Below are 19,665 nucleotides of genomic sequence, written 5' to 3'. Positions count from 1 at the left end.
AGTAGTATTATTAACTTTATTTTTTGGGGATAGAAAAAGAATGTCTAGAAAAGGACCATTTAGTATTCGCAATGCTGCGGCTGATACATTTGCTATGGTGATTTTTTGTTTTATTACGGGCATGTTCATTGAAATTTTTATTTCAGGAATGACGTTTGAGCAATCTCTAGCGTCACGCACGCTGTCTATTCCAGTTAATATAGCGATTGCATGGCCTTACGGTGTTTTTCGAGACTTTATGCTACGCCAAGGATCTCGAGTATCATCGATGTCGTTTATAAAGAACGTTGCAGATTTAACGGCTTATGTATTATTTCAATCACCGGTTTACGCGGCTATTTTATTTATGGTTGGGGCGAGTACCGATCAAATAATTACCGCAGTATCAAGTAATGCGGCTGTTTCATGTGTGATGGGTGTTTTTTATGGGTATTTTCTTGATGCATGCCGTAAAGCATTCAAAGTTCCTGGCTATACGCAAAGAGTGTAAAAATTAGTAACATAAAAGCAGTATGCATTGTTAATGCTTATGTATAAAATGTAAAGAATACATTTTATTAATACATCTCCCGTTTGAGACCTAATTTAGATTAATGGAATAATGAAAAGACATTTTTATGCAATGCTGTTTTTAAGCCTTATTGGTTTAATTGGTATTTCTACAATTTCAGCTGCACCATTTTTGTAATTAACGTGCAGTAGTGACTTTATTTTTAAACAGTAAATCTGTGATTTTATACATAATAAGCGCTTCAATACGCTTATAAGATCGTCATGGCGAACAAAAATAAAGCAAATAGACATATTCAGCAAGAAAGGCCTTGACCCTAAGCGGTTAAATCATTAAATTAGCGCTCGTTGTCTTGAAAGAGTCAACGACTTGGTGAGTTGTCCGAGTGGCTGAAGGAGCACGCCTGGAAAGTGTGTGTACGGCAACGTACCGAGAGTTCGAATCTCTCACTCACCACCACATTTTAAAGCCCTGATTATTCGGGGCTTTTTCGTATCTATAGCTTGTTCAGTGCCCACTGAGAGTACAAAAAAGAGTACACAAGCTAACGATAATTTAAAAAATCTACTGCATACCCTCTAAAAATAATGCGTATTTAATCCTCATACTATTATTTTTCAGTGCTTTACTACTTTCTATTGTGATTTTTTATTCTATTCATTTCTGTTTTTATCTTTTCTGAATATCTATTGGTTTTAACCGGGTGATCTAACTTGATCCGTCTTAGTGCTTGATATTCACAAACAAGTTATTCTATTTGATGTTAGTTTTCGGTAAAAAATGACAGGGGGTATCGCAAATGGATCTTAAGCGAGTATATTAGAGCCCTATTTAATACATTAAATCCTGCCAATAAATACCTCACAGAAAAGAAGGTAGAGTAGTGACCGTCCCTCAGTTATAAAGAGTTGTTATGCCCAACAGAAAGATGCTATTCAGAGATCATCAATTTGAAATATCCTTATTTGCTCGACGAGTTATTATTGCTTTCCTATTTATATTGGTAGGTATTGGAGGGTTGATTTATAACTTATATCATCTGCAAGTTGAAGATCATAATCAGTATCAAGCTCGTTCAAACAATAACCGTATTAAAGTTATTTCTGTTGCGCCTAATCGTGGTCGAATTTATGACCGCAATGGGGTACTACTCGCACAAAACGTCCCTGTCTATGCTTTAGAGTTAATCCCCGCCAAGATAGATGATATGGAGGGTACATTAGCGTCATTAAAAAAAATGCTGAGTTTGGATGATGATGAAATCACTGAATTTAAAAAGGCAATGAGCCGAACGTTAAGGACTCGCTCTGTTACCTTAATAGAGCAGATGAGTGAAGTGCAAGTTGCTGAGTTTTCAGTGAATCAATTTCATTATGATGGAATTCATATTGATGCGTATCTTGAACGTTATTATCCATACGGGGCCAGCTTAACCCATGTTTTAGGTTATGTCGGTAAAATTAATGATCGTGATATTCGTCATCTTAAAGAAGGGAATAAATACACTAATTATAAAGGCACTCGTACTATCGGAAAGTTAGGTATTGAGCGTTATTATGAAGACACATTACACGGCCAATCAGGCTACGAAAAAGTAGAAGTGGATAGCCGTGGACGTATTGTTCGAACTCTTGATTATGTCGCTCCAATTTCAGGTAAAGACATAAAATTAAATATTGATTTGGGTCTGCAGTTGTATGCTTATAAGCAATTAACGATTCAGAAACAAAATCCTACGACCCATAAGATGGAAGATTATCATCGTCGTGGGTCTATCGTGGTGTTGGATCCTAGAGATGATTCGGTATTAGCGATGGTATCCAGTCCTAGTTATGATCCGAACCTATTTGTTCATGGTATATCATCAAAACATTATAATGCCTTATTGAATGATCCTGATCTCCCATTATTAAATCGAACGACTTTAGGTGTTTATCCTCCAGGTTCAACTGTGAAACCACAGATAGCAGTGGCAGCGTTGAGTGAGAAGGTGATCACACCAAGTACAACAAGTAATTTCCCTGGTTGGTGGAGAATACCACACTCTAAAAGCCGTAAATTTCGTGATGATGTTCGTTGGGGGCATGGCGAGGTGAATGTTGTAAAGGCGATTGAAAAGTCAGTAGATACCTTCTTCTATCAAGTTGCTTACGATATGGGAATTGATCGATTGTCGGTATGGATGAATAAATTCGGCTATGGGGAACCATCTGGTATTGATATTAAAGAAGAAAGCTCGGCTAATATGCCAACACGAGACTGGAAACATAATAATTATCACCAAGCTTGGTATCAAGGCGATACAATCCCTGTTGGTATTGGACAAGGTTATTGGACTGCAACGCCAATGCAAATTGCAAAAGCGACCGCGGTTGTTGCAGATAAAGGTGTGGTACATCGACCACATTTGCTAAAATCAGTGATGGAAGATGGGCAGTTTGAATCTGTGGCATTTAAAGATTTTCCGCCCGTCAGTGGCACTAAAGAACAATATTGGGATTTAGCAAAAGAAGGAATGCATCGCGTATTAGTGTCAGGGACGGCACGTAAATTATTTCAAAATTTAGCGTACGAAGCGGGTGGTAAAACAGGGACGAGTCAGGTGTTTGGTTTAGCAAAAGGTGAAGAATACGATTCAGAAGAGGTGGCAGAGCACTTGCGAGATCATGCTTTATTTACGAGTTTTGCCCCATTAAATACACCCAAGGTTTTAGTTGCAGCGGTACTAGAGAATGCAGGGTGGGGGAAATATGCGGCTCCAATTGGTCGTAATATCATGGATTATGTTCTGGTCAGTCCTAAAGTTAACTTAGATGATAATTCATTTAAATTACCACCAACTTAAATTAGACAATGTTGAGAAAATAAAGGGATGTGTAGATGAGTGGAATCGTAGATTTAAAGATATTATTGAAATCGATGTCACCAGAGCTTCAGAGTGATGAGTATGTTTTTTGTTCTTTGCCTGGTGAGTATGGTGACTATCAGCATTTAATGCCATTAGCGTCTTTTAGAGAAAAAGAAGGGCTTACTTTAGTGGTGACTAAAAATCACGCAGAGCAAGAAGGAATTGAATTTGAATCGACATTCAAAGTCATTACTTTAACAATTCATTCAAGTTTAGATGCTGTGGGTTTAACCGCGGAAGTTGCTAGAAAATTAACTGAGCATAATATTAGTGCGAACGTTATTGCGGCTTATTATCATGATCACATTCTTGTTCAAACAGAGAAAGCCGATGCGGCAATGTTAGCGTTGTCTGAATTCTCTGCTTGATGTAAGTTGATCGCCCCCTCATATCTTACCGTTCAAGCTGCTCAGAAAATCAGCCCTGAAACACTAAATGTATAGTCTTATTGAAAATGTAAGGTTGAAAAGGTGATATAGCGGAATATACTCGCTAAATGACGTCGTTTTTTCTCCAATTAAAATAATATATGTATTTAGTGTTCTATTCCTCTATAAAGCTCATCTATAACAGCGTAGGATCAGGTAACTTTAGATAAAACCAAGTTTGCACTTAGGTGCACTAAGAGAAAATAATGAAACTAACAGAAAAAGCATCACTTACTAATGCTTTACTTATTTCTATCTGCACACCGCAGTTTAAAGGTGATGAGGCAAAAGACTCACTTGCAGAACTTGCTCGCTTAGTGACTACCCTAGGGTTTAAAGTCGTCGGTACGCAGTCGCAAAAACAAAGTTCTACTCAAAAAGTGAATGTTCTGGGGTCTGGTAAATTGGCTGAAATAGCGCATCTTACTGGTAATCAAGGCGAGAGTGATGACGCTGATACTGAAGATTTCTTTGATGAGACAGATTTTGACGACGTTCCTTCAGAAGATCTGCCATTTGCATGCGCTGATGTAGTGGTATTTGATTGCGATTTAAGTCCGTCACAGTTACGTAATGTCGAAAACCAATTAGGCATTAGAGTGTATGACCGTACCGGGATTATTATTGAAATCTTTAGTCGTCACGCTCGTACTCGAACAGCACGTTTACAAGTTGAAATGGCTCGCCTTAATTATGTCGCACCGCGATTAAGAGAATCGACCATTGGTGATAATGAACGCCAAATGGGTAAAGGTGCCGGTGAAACTGATCTAGAGCTAGATCGCCGTAAAGTTCGAGATCAATTAGCTGAATTACGTCGAGAGTTAGAAAGCGTTCAAGGTGAGCTGAAAGGCCGCCGTAAACAACGTTCAGAGCTTTTCTGTGTGGCTTTAGTTGGGTATACCAATGCCGGTAAATCCTCCATGATGCGAGCGCTTACGGGAAGTGAAGTATTAGTAGAAGATAAACTTTTTGCTACGCTTGATACGACTGTACGTGCACTCTATCCAGTGACTCAGCCTCGTATCTTAGTATCCGATACTGTTGGTTTTATTAAAAAGCTGCCTCACGACTTAGTTGCCTCATTTCACTCAACACTAGCGGAAGCACATGATGCTTCATTACTGCTTTATGTTGTTGATGCCTCTGATGCGTCTTTCCGTACACAACTTGATGTTGTGCATGAAGTACTAAAAGAAGTCGGGGTTGAAGACGTTAAGAAACTACTTGTACTTAATAAATCAGACCAACTGACTGTTGAGCAACAAGAAGAGTTAATGGAAGAGTTTCCTGATGCGATGATGACGTCAACTCGAAACCCGCTTGATATTGCTAAACTGCACAAATATATCGTTGGTGTTTCTCAACACGAAATGATTGAAGAAGAGATCATTGTGCCTTATACCGCTAAAGGTATTATTGGGGAAATTCGTTCAAGCATGAGTGTCGTTAAAGAAGAATATGAATACAGTCATATTAAACTGACAGTACGATCAAGTGCCATTGACTTAGCAAGATTAGAAAAGTTAATGTCGAATTTAGACGAAGAAAATAACGAAGAGTTATAAGTCTACGTTTCATGTGTATTGATAGAGGTTGAAGGCATTAATGCTTTCAACCTCTATAACATACCCTAATACCAATTTGATAATAAATATAGCGTGAGTATTAACATGTTTGAAGTTAAGAATGTTGAATATACCGGTGATCATAAAAGTGCGATCCGTAGCATCCGTGATACGGTGTTTATTAAGGAACAGCAGATTGATCCTGAGATTGAATTCGATGGTTTAGATGAGGTCGCGGTACATGCGCTTGTGTTATCTGATGGTAAAGCGGTAGGAACGGGTCGCATTCTTAATGATGGGCATATCGGACGTATTGCAATTATTAAAGAGTACCGTGCGCAAGGTTTGGGCTCTAAAATTGTGTTATCGCTGATGAGTGTTGCTGAAAATAATGAGTATCAACGTGTTTATTTAGGTTCGCAAAAGCACGCAATAGACTTTTATACTAAATTAGGATTCCAACCTTATGGCGAAGAGTTTATGGAAGCGGGTATTCCACACTTATCAATGGAAAAACAATTAAATAAATAATGCGTTTGTCGTTTAATACGTTTGTCGTTTAATACGTTTTTTTATTTCATACAGTATTGAACGAGAGTATTAAAATGTAATCAGTATTTTTCCTTTTTTTGTCTTTTTCTTATCTTGAATATAAGTGATGGCTTTATGGATGTCATTTAAAGAAAAATGAGCGCTAATGATCGTATCTGCAATGCCACTATAAACGAGCAGCATGACTTCATTGAGTTTTTCTTGGATGATGTTTTTTTCTGAAGAATGAATCCATTGTCTTAGGTGAAAATAAGAAAAATCAATATCAGATCGTTCACGCCAAAAAGTAGGGGGGATGGGTTTTCCTGATAATAAACCGTAGTTAATGAATTGTCCGCCTTCTTTAAGTAAGTGTGATAATTGCAAGGCTTCTATCCCTCCAACACAATCAAGAACCGCGTCTATTCCAGTACTCTGCTTACTCTCCAAAAGCTGTTGTACGCTATCTCTGTTTTGTATATTGATGATGCTACGAACATTACATCCTTCAAAATCTGCTTCTGTGTTATCTCGACGAACCAATGCTATTGGCGTTATTCCTAGGTGATTGAGCATCCGTATTAGTATGAGTCCAATTGCTGAGTTGGCCGCATTGATGACTAATGTCATTTCTTTGTGTCGACGTAAGCGTTCCGATACGATCAACCATGCTGTCATTGGGTTTATGTAAGAGGTTGCCGCTTGTTCATCGCTTAGTTGGTTTGGGATTGTAAAACACCATTTTTCGTCTATATTTCGATAGTGTTGCCATGCGCCAGCACTGCCAATAGGGAGAACTCGGTCGCCAATAGAAAATGCAGAGTGTGAATCGTAGCGTTCTTTTATTATACCAAGGCCTTCAAAGCCTGGAATAAAAGGGAGCGGTATACGCGAGCGATAAGCCCCTGAAATGGTAATTAAATCAGATGGGTTTATTGTGCTGTAACGCATTTTTAGCTGAATCTGAAAGGGAGTCAAAGGTTTTGAAGTATAAGGTTCTACTGTGATAGATTCTGGTGCTAAACCAAATTGATGAACAATTGCTCTCATTGATAACTGCCTAGATACGCGCTTGAAAATGAAAGACAATATGTAACATATCAGAACGAATGATGAAAGAATTACCGAGATAAGTCTATTTACTAGAGACTAAACGAAGAAAGCACACCGTTAATTAAACCGTGTGCTCTTATTATTCGATTAAAAAATTATTTAATAATCGCCGTCGCTTGGTTCGATGAAGAACTCACCATCAGCGGTTTCTGTAATTTCTAGAATTTTCACAATCTCACCATTAATGGTGATGTTTGCTAGACGAACAGGATCTTCATCATAAGGATGGAAAGGTGCTAACTGCATCTCGATACGATATTCTTCATCGTCAGGGCCTTGGAACCAACCTTCGCCAAAGTCTAGCTCAATCTCATCGCCTTCTTCTGGGCAAGTGTGATATGCAGAAACAATTTGGGCGCCTTCAAAGCTTAGGGTAATCGTATCACCCCATTCCACAACGTATTGTGTATCTTCCATTGGTCATTACTCATCAAGAATTCTTAGGGCTATTGTATCGCTATGAACCCTAAGAACCTAGTTTTTATGAAAAGAAAGGCTTTACCGGTTAGACGTTATTCGCCAGCAACCATTGGTCGCTGTTGGCGCATACTCGCTAGTAACATATAAATAGCGGTCGCTAGTAGAATGGCGAATAAATAGCTCATTAAACCTTCAGCAGTGTTCATTAGTGTATTTGCTAATACAGGGCCACATACAGAACCAATGCTATAGCTAAATAGCATTACTTGTGTTGCTGAAACAATGTAAGACTCATCCAACTGATCACAACCCAAAGAGATAGCAATAGGATAAATAGCAAAAGCGGCCATACCTAGAAGCACCAATGAGGTTGCTAGAACGGCAGCATGATCACTTAGCGTAGTTAATCCAATAGCAAAAACGCCCAGCACGCAGAATAATGCCATCAATAATGTTTTCCCTAAGTGTCGAGATAAGTACGAAACTAATGGTTGAACTGCCATTCCACCTAAAACAATCAACGCCATTAAGCTGCCAATTTGAGTGATATTAATATTACGGTGTTTTAGTTCTAGAGGCATCAGGCCATAAACTGCACCGAGTAATAAACCAGAAACAACGCAGCCCATAATAGACGCTTTGTTTAGTTTTAAAATTTGTTTTAGGTTTAATACATTATGATGCTGAACTTGGGGTTGAGCACCTTTACCAAACAGTAAACATGCAATAGCCATCATAAGTAAGCCAATGATCATATAATAAGGAAGTAACCCTTCAATACCAATAAAACCGATACCCAGTTGACCTAAAGATGAACCACCGTATAAAGCACCCATGTATAAACCTAAGCGTTTTGGACGACTTTCAGCGTCACCAATAAGCAGCCAAGATTCAACAACAACAAAAACGCCTGCAACCGCAATACCAGCCACAAAACGAAGAGTCATCCATACCCATTCAACAGGGGCTACAGGTAAGATCACGATAGTTGCAGCAAGTAATGCTAAGAATAATACAAATGCATTTTTGTGACCAAGACGAGCAACAAAAGGTTCAATTAATCCTGCGCCAACTAATAGGCCTGCGTAAAAAGCACTTGCTAACCAACTGGCGTATTTCGCCTCCATTCCATATTGACTTAACATCAATGGGATAAGACTCATTAAGTACCCAGATGCTATAGCAAATAAAGAAAGTGCAATCACTGGAACGAATAAGCCAGATTGTGATTGAGTTGATGTTGTTGTGTTCACCGCAGTGCCTCAAATAATGAATAGGAAGTAGATTTTCCGCGACTATGAGGCTAAAAAGCGACCAAGTAAAACGAGTAATTTTTCTTGTAATGATTAAATTTACTAATGGTAAAAGGGATATTTTAGAAAGTTAAATTTTGTATAAATATATAGATATTACAGGGCGAAACACACTATTTACGCTAGTTATTGATAAAGTTGTTATTATTTGTTTTGTTGATTGAATTGGGTTAAATAGAAAGTTATGTTTTTATTATGTATTAATAAATTTAATCTAAATTATCAAGACGTAAAGATAACCTCTATTTTAATGTGGTCTTAATTTTAAGAGGGCAGCGGCGTTGCTATTGTCATTTGAGAGGCAGAATATTGGAGCTTGTAAATTACGTCATATTCCTATCAACCATATTAGAGGTAGCCTTTTGAATCACATTATCCGCCAGATCTTTGAACCTAAAAAAATAATGCTTTATTTTGTTTTTGCATTTATTCCTGCAATCTTATTTTATGCACTTTCACTTGTTGGATTGCATCAGGCACTTGGGTTTACACCAATGCAGGTCTTGCGTGATTTAGCGCAACAAACAGAAGTACATAGCTTTTTAGGTTTTCTTTCTAATATTGGAGTCTGGTTTTGGATTTCCTCACTCGCCGTTGCTTATTTCAGTGCTATTTATCTACACAGTGGCAAACACAGAAGGTTGTTGATATTAATGGGAATGCTGGCATCTATCTTAGCGGTAGATGATTTCTTCTTAATTCATGATCGTTATGTAAATCAATATATCTGCTATTTCTTTTATGTGGTGGTGGCATTAGCGCTATTGGCTTTTCATTTTAAAGATATTGTTGAAATTGATGGATTTGCATTTTTAGTTGCTGGAGGATTACTTGCGGGTTCTATCGCTACAGATGTTATTCAAGGGTATTTGCCGTTTGGTTATGAAGTGACTCAAGTATTTGAAGAAGGCTGTAAATTTATTGGTGCAGCTTCATGGTTATATTTTACTTGTACTGCTGCGTCCTATGGTTGTAAGAGAGTAGAGAAGTAATTGGTAAAGGGGCACTATTTATTATTTTAATAGTGCCCTATTTATTTATCGAGAACGTCGTTTTTCTAATTGTTGGTTGACGATTAAAGCGATGAGAATTAACCCTCCACCAAGGCTTAAACGGAATATATCAGCATCGCGATTCCAAATGACTAAGTTGACTAATATCCCCGCTGGAATTAATAAATTATTCATGACTGCTAGAACGCCAACATTGACCAGTGTTGCCCCTTTATTCCACATGAAATAGCCAAGCCCAGAAGCAATTATCCCTAGATAAACTAATACTCCCCATTGTGTCGATGTTGTTGGAAGTTTTTCACTATTTCCAAAAAGGGCATAACACACGCTTGCCACAACCAACGCGCCAATAAAGAAAAAACCAAATACGTTTTTTTGTTCAAGTTGGTTATCTTTCATTAACCGTTTATAAGTGACTTGTCCTGTTGCAAAGCAAAGGTTCGCGCCTTGTACGGTAGCAAAGCCTAATAAAAACCCGGCATCTATACCATTGTATCGGATAGCTATTGCTCCAAGAGTGGCAATGAGAGCGCTGATCATAAAATGAGGGTGAAATTTACCTTCAAAAGCATCGTTTAATAAGGTGATATAAATGGGTGTCATTACGGTGAAAAGTAAAACTTCAGGAACCGTTAAATAGAGAAAAGATTGATAATAGAAAACGTACATTAACCCAAGTTGGATCGCGCCAATGAGCATTAATTTAATAGCGATTGGCAAAGAGACTTGTTTTGGACGTAAGAAAGGAAGAAAAACAAGCGTCGCTAGGCCTATTCGCATTAAGACAGAGAACCAAGCATCGACTTGTCCTGCTAAATACACGCCAATTAAACTGAATGAAAAGGCCCAAAGTAAGGTTATTGAAAGTAAATACGACATGTCTAATCCATTAATAAAAGCAATGAAGGCATTCTAAATGAGATTTACTATCAGTAAAGAAAAAGATAATAAAAAAGGCTGAGAAATCAGCCTTAATTTTATCTACTTAGAAGAAGCCTAAGTTAGGGTATTATTTTTGACTGCTACGAAAGAAATCCCAAGCATCAACCATTTCACCATTTTTTAGTGTGCACGTGCTGTTATCTAAATTATAAGCACCCAGTTGGTCAATACAATAAGTTGCAGCAGGGTTTGGCTTGCCAATTGGTTTCTCAACTGGTTTTGTCATCGTGTGCTTTTGGCTGCGGTAGTATTCCCATCCATTCACAACTTCACCAGTATTTAAGTTACAGTTACCTGACTCTACATCATAAGTTCCATGCTCAGCACAAAATTCAGCGGCTGGATTGGCTTTTTGAGCTGTTGTTGGTTCTTGTGTGCCTGAAGAGCTGCACGCAGCTAAAGAAAGAAGCAGGCCAAGTGTAATGCATGTTTTCTTAAACATAAAAAATCCTCTTAAAACAGTATAAATGAAATTATTGGCAATCTTGAGTCATGCTGCCTTGTTGCGCGGGTTGGGTCATTTTGAATTTGCCATCAAGACTTCTAAATACTCGAGTATTCCAAATTTGACCGTCATCAAGCTCAAAATCAATCGCGTAGTTAATGCCATTAACAACTTGTGTTTTCACTTCGGTAATTTGTTTTAGTTTTGCAGATGTATTCATCATGCTTAACACATGATTTAAAGCGGCTTCAACTTCTGGAGTTACGGTTGATGTTACCCAACCTCCACTCATTCCATTATCAACATTACACAGTGGATTTATATTATCTGAAGATAGTAGTGTTGTTGATTCTGTTTGTTGGGAGCATCCTGCTGTGAATAATAAAACAGTTGATAGTGTTAATATAGCAATGCGTTTCATGAAAACCTCAAGATGGTAACTATTTATTTAATACCCACTAATTTAGTACGGAGTTAAGGGTTATACAAATCAAATTTACACAGGTTATTGTGAGTCTCATATTCAGGGCAATTATTTCAGGATAAATTAATCGATTGATTATTAATGTGTCTATAATTTACTTAAGTAACAGGCGTGCTTATATTTGGCAGGAGTCACATTTTTTTCTGTTTGATATTAATGATAGTAAGATTATTACTGTTATTAATTTGTAAATTTATTATCATGTCATGTTGTATTTCTAATTTTGGAAATGGGTATTGATGCCACGACAATCAGATAAAAAACTACTAATGCTGATTTCTATTATGCCAATTGTATTAATTGGTGTGTTTACATTCGTGTTAAACGCAATGGTGATTCATGAAAATAGATCAAAAGTAGAAATTTTAATTGAATCCGTTTATCGAGAATCTGTTGATCAACAGAAAGATCAAATTAAGCATCAAGTAGAAAATATTTTTCAGCAAATAGAGTATGAACGTAATTTGGCAGAAACAACGCTAAAGAAACGGATAAAAGAACGAGTGGATGATGGGTATAACACTATCCGTTTTATCTATGAAAAAAACAGAGACAAAACAAAAGCAGAACAACTTAGTTTAATTTCCAATGCATTACGACAAGTTAGATTCAATGAGGGAAGAGGGTACTTTTTTATTCATTCAATGGATGGTATTAATATTATGCATCCTATTTTTCCTGAGTTTGAAGGGACGGACATTAGCCAATTTCAAGACGTCAGAGGCACCTTTGTACATAAAGAATTAACCGCATTATTAAAAAAGAAAGGCGAGGGCTTTAGTCGTTGGTGGTACCCAAAACCGAATGGTTCAGAGCAAGAGTTTGAAAAAATAGGATACGCAAAATATTTTAAACCGTTAGATTTATACATCAGTACGGGGGAGTATATTTTTGATATAGAGCACGATATACAAGCGCGTTTATTGAGTTGGATATCTGAAATTCGTTATGGAAAAAATGGATATATTTTCCTATTAGACTCATTTGGTAATGTACTAGCCCATTACAATAAAGAGTTTGTTAGCCCACAAAAATACACAGTAGACACCCCAAATCCAATGAATCTAACTAAGAAGATGTTAGAAATCGCTCAAAAAGGTGAAGGTTTCATTGAGTATACCAGTTCATTTAAACCAGCGACTTTAGGGCCTGCAGAGAAACTCAGTTACATTAAAGGGTATAAACCATGGGGATGGGCAATCGGTGCTGGAATATACACGGCGGATACTGAAAAGCTATTAGAAGAAAAAGAACAAATGCTGATTGTTCAAAATGAAAAAGAGTTAATGAAGATATTATTATTAACATTAACCTTGGCTTTTATTTTAACGTTGTTGTCATTAGCGGTAAGTCGCTATGTTGAAATGCGATTTAATCGATTTAAAACTCGTATTCATCATGATTTTACGACGTTAGAAAAAACGAAAAATAAAATGCAGCATATGGCCTTACATGATTCTTTAACGCAACTTCCTAATCGAGTGATGCTTGAATCTAAAATTGAATTGGGTATCCAGCGTGCTGAATTGTCAGAAAAGAAATTGGCAGTGATGTTCGTTGATTTAGATGATTTCAAAAAAATAAATGATCGCTTTGGTCATGAAGTTGGTGATGTCTTACTTAAGAAAATAAGTTCTAAATTTAGTCGTATGCTTAAAGGACAAGATATAGTCGCCCGATTTGGGGGGGATGAATTTGTGTTCTGTTTCCCATTATTAACCTCGGTAGAAGAAGCAGAAGTCAAAGTAGAGCTCATTAAATCTGTATTTAATGAGCAATTTTTGATTCATGGTAAAGAGATATCGACAAGCTGCAGCATTGGTGTTGCGATGTACCCAAGTGATGCGAATAATTCGACGGCTCTTATTTCTAAAGCTGATATCGTGCTTTATAAGTCCAAAGAAAAACAAAAAGGGGGCTCACTCTTTTTTGATCAAAGTATTGATGACCAAGTCAGTTATGAGTTTCATCTAGAAGAAGAATTACGTTTTGCTTTAGATCGTTCAGAAATTTTTATTTGTTATCAACCACAGATAAATATTCAAACGGGTAAATTATGTGGTGTTGAAGCGTTATGTCGATGGAATAATAAAAAGCTGGGCTTTGTTTCTCCTGTTGATTTTATTGCGGCGGCAGAAGAAATTGGGATTATTGATTCGATTGGTGATTTTGTATTGCAGCGAGCGTGTGAAGACTTATTGGCGTTTATGCCAAATGGAAAAGAGGCAGCGAAAGTGTCGGTGAATATTTCTCCGAAGCAATTAATTCAGCCAAATTTCATTCAACGTGTGATGCACATTATTGAACAAACAGGCATCGATGTATCGCGAGTAGTATTAGAGATAACAGAGAATATTTTAATCAGTGAATTAGATAATGTGTCTCCTATTCTACAAAAACTACAACAATTAGGTTTTGGTATCTCATTAGATGATTTTGGTACGGGTTATTCGTCATTAAGCTATTTGAATATTTTGCCAATTACAGAGATTAAAATTGATCGAACTTTCATTAATAGTTTGTTTGTAAATGAGCAAAGTGAAACCTTAGTTAAGGCGATTATAGCGATTGGTGCTTCATGTCAAATGACGGTTGTCGCCGAAGGGGTAGAAACGAAAGAGCAGTTTGATAAATTGAAAGAGTACCAATGTGATTTAGTTCAAGGCTATTATTTTGATAAGCCACTCTCGATAGAAGATCTTCGTAGTAGATATAGAATTACTCCCTCATAATAATGGTGTTTTAATTTGATAAAAATAATAAGAGCAGTCATTGAATGGCTGCTCTTTTTGTTATTAATTAAATATTAAAGATTACACACTTTTGTCCAACTGCCATCGCTGCCTGGCGTCGCTGATGTCCACCAGTTTGCTTGATAAATTACGTTATTATGAACGATTTTATCGCCAGTGTTTGCATGACTAGGGTTACCTGCCACATCTGTTTGTGGTAAGTCAGGGTACGTTACTAAACCTGTCGCGTCACAGCCTGCATCAGGAATACCACCATTATCACCACCGCCAGTAGATAAGTCAGCGACAGGTAAATCTGGTTGTTCAAAGGTAAATGCATATTCAATGTTATTAATTTTTACTGAATAATTTGCAGGACCAGAGATTGGTAGGTAATACACCATGTCTAGTTCATATACGCCGCCAGCAGGAAGAGCTTTCCAAGCAGGAAGAGTAAAAGCAACCCGATGCATTGTGCCATCTAGACCACCAATATTATCTGCACGAGTGTGACCAGAAGCGATGACTTGTAAACCACCACCAGATTGATCTTTCGCGTTATCAGGTGCAGATACAGGGATGTCAAATTGGAATTCAGTTCCACCAGGAATGTCTTGTCCTGTGTTGTTTGTGAAACTGATTTTTGGATTGATAGGGTAGTTTTGATCACCCACTTTAAATCCATCAATCGAAATAGCAATATCAACGGTTTCTGTTGGAAGTGCTCCCGTAGCAACGGTATTACCATAAGGCGTTGCGGCGGCGAATTTATCGTAGATCGCTTTAGTCATGGTATTACCCATGTGGTATTCACCATTGCCAGTTTGACATGCGGCTTCCGTGGCATCTACTGAAGTACGTTTACCGTTGGCATCAAGTACGTAACAGTTATAATCGCCAGCAAGTTCCCAGAACATGATGCCGCCGATCTCTTTATCGATCACGTAATCCGCTTTTACGTTAATAGATGCTTTATCTTCTGTTGATAAGAAGACTTTTTTCTCTGCATTCCACAACCAAGGGGCAACGGCAACATTATCGTAATGACGAGTATAAGTGCCGACCAATTTATCCGCAGGATCATTTGCAGGGTCTAACCCATAAATGTTTGCATAAGAACCAAAGATACCTTCTTGAAGGTTTTTAGCATGCCACATAGGGTTAGAGCCTGCGCCCATTTCTTGGCCGTATGAGTTCTTATCATGCCACATGTTATCGATACCTAATGCACCGTAACCACAGTTGTTTTTCTCACCTTCACCAGTACCAGCATCACACTGTGCTTGATCTGGTAATGGTGCTCGACCCCAAAGGCCATTTTCACCACCAGTGACACCTTGCCAACCACGAGTATAGTAAGGAACACCAATATTGATTCGACCTGCTGGCATAGAACCACGGAAGTAATGGAAAGCCCAATCGGTATTTAAATAGCCAATACCCCCGTAAGCTTCAGTGTCATAAACACTCCATTGTGCTAATTCAGAATCTTTGCCTGTATCAAACAATGCGGCATTGTGGCCAACATGATCGTTCCACGCGCCGTGTAAATCGTAAGACATGATATTGACGTAATCGAGATACTTAGTGACGGCCATTGTTTCCATGCCACGGAGAAGGTAAGCAGAAGATGGAGCGGCAATCGTTAACATGTAATGGATATTATCTTCCGAACTAGCCACATCCAGCTTTTCACGTAGAACGCGCATTAGTTCATGATATGACTTCATTAAGTAAGGACGACGTGATTCAGAGAACGTCTTATCGTCAGGGTTACCGGCACCAGCCATTGATGTTGGGTACTCATAATCGATATCTAGACCATCGAATTTATACTTACGCATCATCTCAACAGCAGAAATTGCAAATTTTTCAATTGCTGCTTGATTGATACTGCCATCGGCATTGGTTGTCATAGTATAGAAACCGCCATCAGCAACGCGGTTTCCGTCGGTACCAAAGTGACCGCCTGTTTCAGCCCAGCCACCAATAGAAATGAGTGTTTTAACACCGTGTTTTGCTTTTGCTGTTGCTAATGCACCGAAGTGACCCTTAAAGCCAAGAGTTGGATCAATTTCAACACCTGCCCACTCTTTGCCTGTGGCCGCATTATTTGGGTCGGTTACATCACCGACATTCACATTGCCATCAGAACCAATACTTACGAAGGCATAGTTTATATGCGTTAATTGCTCCCAAGGAATATCGTTAACCAGATAACTGTTTTGGTCATCACCACCATCACGCCAGCTAGTGAAATAGCCGATAACACGACGAGGGTGATCGGCCCCCATTAACTCACGACCTTCTTTATCATAAACAGTACAGTATGGAACATTTACCCCTTCAGTTTGATACATACCATCAGGACGGCAGTTGTCTGCAATAGGAAGTGAACTTGTTACAGTTAATGTAGAAGGAGAAGAGTTGGTCGATGCGCCTAAATTATCGGTTGCTTTTGCATAAACAGAAAGTGAACCAGCAGCCGTTGTTTTGTATTGTAGAGTATAAGGTGCGGTTGCTCTGGTACCAATAAGCGTATTGTTTACGTAGAAATCGACTTTATCAATCGTTCCATCAGAATCGGTTGCATCAGCGGTTAATGCGACGATAGCCCCCAGCTCTACACTTGACGCAGATAAGTTTAAACTTGCCGTTGGCGCAATATTGTCAGTTGGAGTCCCGGTTACTGCTACAACAACAGAGCTTTCAGTGCTGACGGCACCTTTATCATCATAAGATTGAGCACTAAAGGTATGAGATCCTTCAAGAGCTGTCCAAGGAGCGCTATAAGGGGAGGTCGTTGATGATGCTATTACTGACCCATCAACCGAAAAATCAACGCGAACGACTGAACCATCACTGTCAGCTGCAGAAGCGGTTAACGTTACAATATCCCCAATAGCGATGTTATCTGTTGAGCTAGGAGAGGTCAAATCGACGGTTGGTGCAATATTAACAAGATCACCAGAGCAAGAGCCTAAGTCTTGCCATGCACCCCATTCACCAGCCGTTGCCGGATCATTATTCTGAGTCCAATACTTTGCTTTATAAGCATTATTTCCCTGTTTCACTTGGTCACCACCATTATAAACGGTGTCGCCACTCCATGTATTTAGAGGACCGCAATCTATCGCAGCTTGAGCATTAAATGCCATAAGACAAGAAATTGTGAGGGTAGAGAGGGTAAATTTATAATTATGTTTTCTTTTTAAATTTGAATGTTCCATTTCATATCCTTAAAGATAATTCAAAAATCATCAACCACTTTTTAATCGATGTGAAATAAGATTAGAATAGAAATAAATATGTGCTAGGAACAATTTATAAATTACAGGACAGATCTCAATAAAACTCATGTCAAAGTGAATAGTTGCACAAGTTTTTGTATGAAGGTGGGGTATTTCTAATTAAATTATGTGATTAACAACCAGTATCAATCAATTCAAATTCAGGGATTGCAGATCTATTTACCGCTTCACTGTATTTAATATGACACTTATCAGTACTGTATTTTTTACTTCTGTGCATGAAAGTAATATAGGGTTTACTGGTGTCATTATGAAAATACCATTCAGATGGAATATTGTCATTGTATTGAGAATCAACAAAAACTTGATTCATTAGTTTATTCCAAGATTTGGCTGCATCGGCTTTTGGGTAACCATATACAATGTGAATATTATCACCAAGTATTGTTATAGACCCGCTTGCTTGAGTGTCAACTCCTGCAAGAATTGTTTTTGGGTGTAGTTGGTTCATTGCTCCAGTCATTTCTCCTTTTAGCCCTTGTAGCGCTGAAATTCGAGAATCACGTTGAAGGTTTATAAATTTTGATGCTGCAGTAATTGCTAAGATACTTAAAACCACAATTACAATGATAAGTTCTATCAAAGTGAAGCCTTTCTGTTTCATCGTATGCAATCCTGATTATTTAGAAGGCTATAGTCTAAACAATATAGATGAGCAGTAAAGTATTGATTTGATGAAGTTAGAACAATGTTGGTTTTATTTTCATTACGAATTTAATTTAGGGGAATAATAAAGCTGAGGATGTTGTTTTGCAAAGGGGGATTGGGTGGAAGCCCCAGCCACATCCCGGCACACACGTCACTCGCTGCGGCTGCTTCCTTCCGGATCTGACCGAGTTCACGAGTTAGTGTTGCGGGAGGACCAGGGCCTCCATAGATTCTGTTGTTCGTTAGAACGAGAGAGATTATTAAACATGGCTATGTAGATTGCAAGGATAAATAATGAAAAACAGGCCAAGTGCTTAATTAAACAACACAAACAAGAAATTTAAACTAAAATCAGCGATAGTTCATGTCTTAAATGTAATACGACTGTGTAGGTTTGGCATTCAATAAAGCAAACCCCGTTATAATCATTAACAATTATAATTAATTTAAGAGGATACGCATGTTTAGGTTAACTGCGATAGCATCGTTTATTTCGGCACTTACTTTATTTAATTTTTCCGTCGTAGCGGCAGAAGAAGATGATGTTTCTGGTGAGTTTAGTGGTGATGCGAAAGTCGGTTTCATTTATTCAAAAACAGATGAAACCTCGATGTCAGTTAATTCTGGTATTATTTTAAAGTATCAAGAAGCACGATGGCATCATACTGGCGAATTTTCTACGTATTACACAAAAGGTAATGAAGAGGATGACGGAACCAATAAGAATAAGACAATTTATGATGTAAAGTATGACATCACTGAGAGAATTTTTGCTTTTGGTAATGCAAAATATGAACATGACCAATTTGCGACTTATCGTGAACAAGCACTATTAGTCGGCGGTTTTGGTGCGAATCTTATTGATACTGAACATTCAGCATTAGATGTCGGGGCGGGGCCTGGTTATAGATACTCTAAACGCCAAGCATTTGATGACGATTTACCTAATAATTCAGAAAAAGAAATGATTGCGAACTTTTTTATTGAAGGGCAATCAAAAATAACAGATGGCTTAGAAGCCGGTGGTGGTGTCCGTGTCGATTATGGCAGTTCAAATACAACCACAACGACGCATGTATTCTTAAAGAATAAGCTAATGGAAAGTTTATCGCTCATGTTAGACGCTGAATATATTTATAACAGCGTAGTAGCAACAGGGAAGACACACGATGAGATTTACAGTACATTAAGCTTAAATTATGGCTTTTAATGAGTAACTCTTGGTTATAATTGATTTTAATCTTAAAGCTCGAGCTATTTTTGAGCTTTTTTGTATGAATAAATTTAAATAGTGATAT

The 19,665-nt window shown here is 37.9% G+C and carries 16 protein-coding genes, 1 tRNA gene and 1 other RNA gene; 9 read left to right on the top strand and 9 right to left on the bottom strand.

Going from position 1 to position 19,665, the window contains the following annotated elements:
• Positions 1-40 precede the first annotated feature (40 nt).
• From A6E04_RS07635 to A6E04_RS07610, 6 genes are all read left to right on the top strand, one after another.
• Positions 41-490, top strand: coding sequence for an L-alanine exporter AlaE (locus tag A6E04_RS07635; protein WP_065610766.1), 450 nt, complete (start codon positions 41-43; stop codon positions 488-490).
• 392 nt (positions 491-882) lie between these two features.
• A tRNA-Ser gene (locus tag A6E04_RS07630) sits at positions 883-970 on the top strand.
• Between the two features lie 454 nt (positions 971-1,424).
• The gene (gene mrdA / locus A6E04_RS07625) at positions 1,425-3,356 is read left to right on the top strand and encodes a penicillin-binding protein 2 (protein ID WP_065610764.1); all 1,932 of its coding nucleotides are present in this window, start codon (positions 1,425-1,427) and stop codon (positions 3,354-3,356) included.
• 35 nt (positions 3,357-3,391) lie between these two features.
• On the top strand, positions 3,392-3,787 hold the full coding sequence (locus A6E04_RS07620) for an ACT domain-containing protein (protein WP_017022912.1): 396 nt from the start codon (positions 3,392-3,394) through the stop codon (positions 3,785-3,787).
• Positions 3,788-4,053: 266 nt separating this feature from the next.
• The gene (hflX, locus tag A6E04_RS07615) at positions 4,054-5,415 is read left to right on the top strand and encodes a GTPase HflX (protein WP_012550486.1); all 1,362 of its coding nucleotides are present in this window, start codon (positions 4,054-4,056) and stop codon (positions 5,413-5,415) included.
• Between the two features lie 105 nt (positions 5,416-5,520).
• On the top strand, positions 5,521-5,946 hold the full coding sequence (locus A6E04_RS07610; RefSeq protein ID WP_012550487.1) for a GNAT family N-acetyltransferase: 426 nt from the start codon (positions 5,521-5,523) through the stop codon (positions 5,944-5,946).
• Positions 5,947-6,015: 69 nt separating this feature from the next.
• On the opposite strand, the gene A6E04_RS07605 is transcribed toward A6E04_RS07610, so the two are convergent.
• The 3 genes from A6E04_RS07605 to A6E04_RS07595 form a co-directional block, all read right to left on the bottom strand.
• Positions 6,016-6,996, bottom strand: coding sequence for a zinc-dependent alcohol dehydrogenase family protein (locus A6E04_RS07605; RefSeq protein ID WP_065610763.1), 981 nt, complete (start codon positions 6,994-6,996; stop codon positions 6,016-6,018).
• A 162-nt stretch (positions 6,997-7,158) separates the two neighbouring features.
• Positions 7,159-7,476, bottom strand: a complete 318-nt coding sequence (locus A6E04_RS07600; RefSeq protein WP_012550489.1) for a hypothetical protein — start codon at positions 7,474-7,476, stop codon at positions 7,159-7,161.
• Between the two features lie 95 nt (positions 7,477-7,571).
• Positions 7,572-8,732, bottom strand: coding sequence for an MFS transporter (locus A6E04_RS07595; RefSeq protein WP_012550490.1), 1,161 nt, complete (start codon positions 8,730-8,732; stop codon positions 7,572-7,574).
• Positions 8,733-9,154: 422 nt separating this feature from the next.
• On the opposite strand from A6E04_RS07595, the gene A6E04_RS07590 reads away from it, so the two are divergent.
• Positions 9,155-9,784 carry a hypothetical protein gene (locus A6E04_RS07590; protein WP_023604745.1) on the top strand — a complete coding sequence of 210 codons (630 nt, stop codon included), beginning with the start codon at positions 9,155-9,157 and terminating at the stop codon, positions 9,782-9,784.
• Between the two features lie 45 nt (positions 9,785-9,829).
• Here A6E04_RS07590 and A6E04_RS07585 read toward each other — a convergent pair whose 3' ends face one another.
• The 3 genes from A6E04_RS07585 to A6E04_RS07575 all read right to left on the bottom strand — a co-directional run bounded on the left by A6E04_RS07585 (position 9,830) and on the right by A6E04_RS07575 (position 11,613).
• A complete protein-coding gene (locus tag A6E04_RS07585) occupies positions 9,830-10,684 on the bottom strand; it encodes a carboxylate/amino acid/amine transporter (protein ID WP_065610759.1) in 855 nt (284 codons plus the stop codon).
• 130 nt (positions 10,685-10,814) lie between these two features.
• Positions 10,815-11,189, bottom strand: coding sequence for a DUF333 domain-containing protein (locus A6E04_RS07580; protein WP_017022916.1), 375 nt, complete (start codon positions 11,187-11,189; stop codon positions 10,815-10,817).
• A gap of 31 nt (positions 11,190-11,220) precedes the next feature.
• The gene (locus A6E04_RS07575) at positions 11,221-11,613 is read right to left on the bottom strand and encodes a cystatin domain-containing protein (protein WP_017022917.1); all 393 of its coding nucleotides are present in this window, start codon (positions 11,611-11,613) and stop codon (positions 11,221-11,223) included.
• Positions 11,614-11,915: 302 nt separating this feature from the next.
• Here A6E04_RS07575 and A6E04_RS07570 point away from each other — a divergent pair, with 302 nt between their 5' ends.
• On the top strand, positions 11,916-14,408 hold the full coding sequence (locus A6E04_RS07570; protein ID WP_065610758.1) for a bifunctional diguanylate cyclase/phosphodiesterase: 2,493 nt from the start codon (positions 11,916-11,918) through the stop codon (positions 14,406-14,408).
• A gap of 74 nt (positions 14,409-14,482) precedes the next feature.
• Here the strand turns inward: A6E04_RS07570 and A6E04_RS07565 are convergent, their stop codons facing one another.
• From A6E04_RS07565 to ffs, 3 genes are all read right to left on the bottom strand, one after another.
• Positions 14,483-17,638 (bottom strand): chitinase C-terminal domain-containing protein, encoded by a 3,156-nt coding sequence (locus A6E04_RS07565; RefSeq protein ID WP_065610756.1) that lies wholly within the window; start codon positions 17,636-17,638, stop codon positions 14,483-14,485.
• Between the two features lie 193 nt (positions 17,639-17,831).
• Positions 17,832-18,323, bottom strand: a complete 492-nt coding sequence (locus A6E04_RS07560; protein WP_017022919.1) for a type II secretion system protein — start codon at positions 18,321-18,323, stop codon at positions 17,832-17,834.
• A gap of 167 nt (positions 18,324-18,490) precedes the next feature.
• Positions 18,491-18,587, bottom strand: an RNA gene (gene ffs, locus A6E04_RS07555) — signal recognition particle sRNA small type.
• A 240-nt stretch (positions 18,588-18,827) separates the two neighbouring features.
• Between ffs and A6E04_RS07550 the strand changes: the two genes are divergently transcribed.
• A complete protein-coding gene (locus tag A6E04_RS07550) occupies positions 18,828-19,577 on the top strand; it encodes a DUF481 domain-containing protein (protein WP_023604600.1) in 750 nt (249 codons plus the stop codon).
• Positions 19,578-19,665 lie beyond the last annotated feature (88 nt).

The sequence above is a fragment of the Aliivibrio logei genome, assembly GCF_001691055.1.
Taxonomy (GTDB): Bacteria; Pseudomonadota; Gammaproteobacteria; order Enterobacterales; family Vibrionaceae; genus Aliivibrio; species Aliivibrio salmonicida.
Note: the sequence above shows the minus strand (reverse complement) of the source record. Positions and strands in the feature narration are given on the sequence as shown.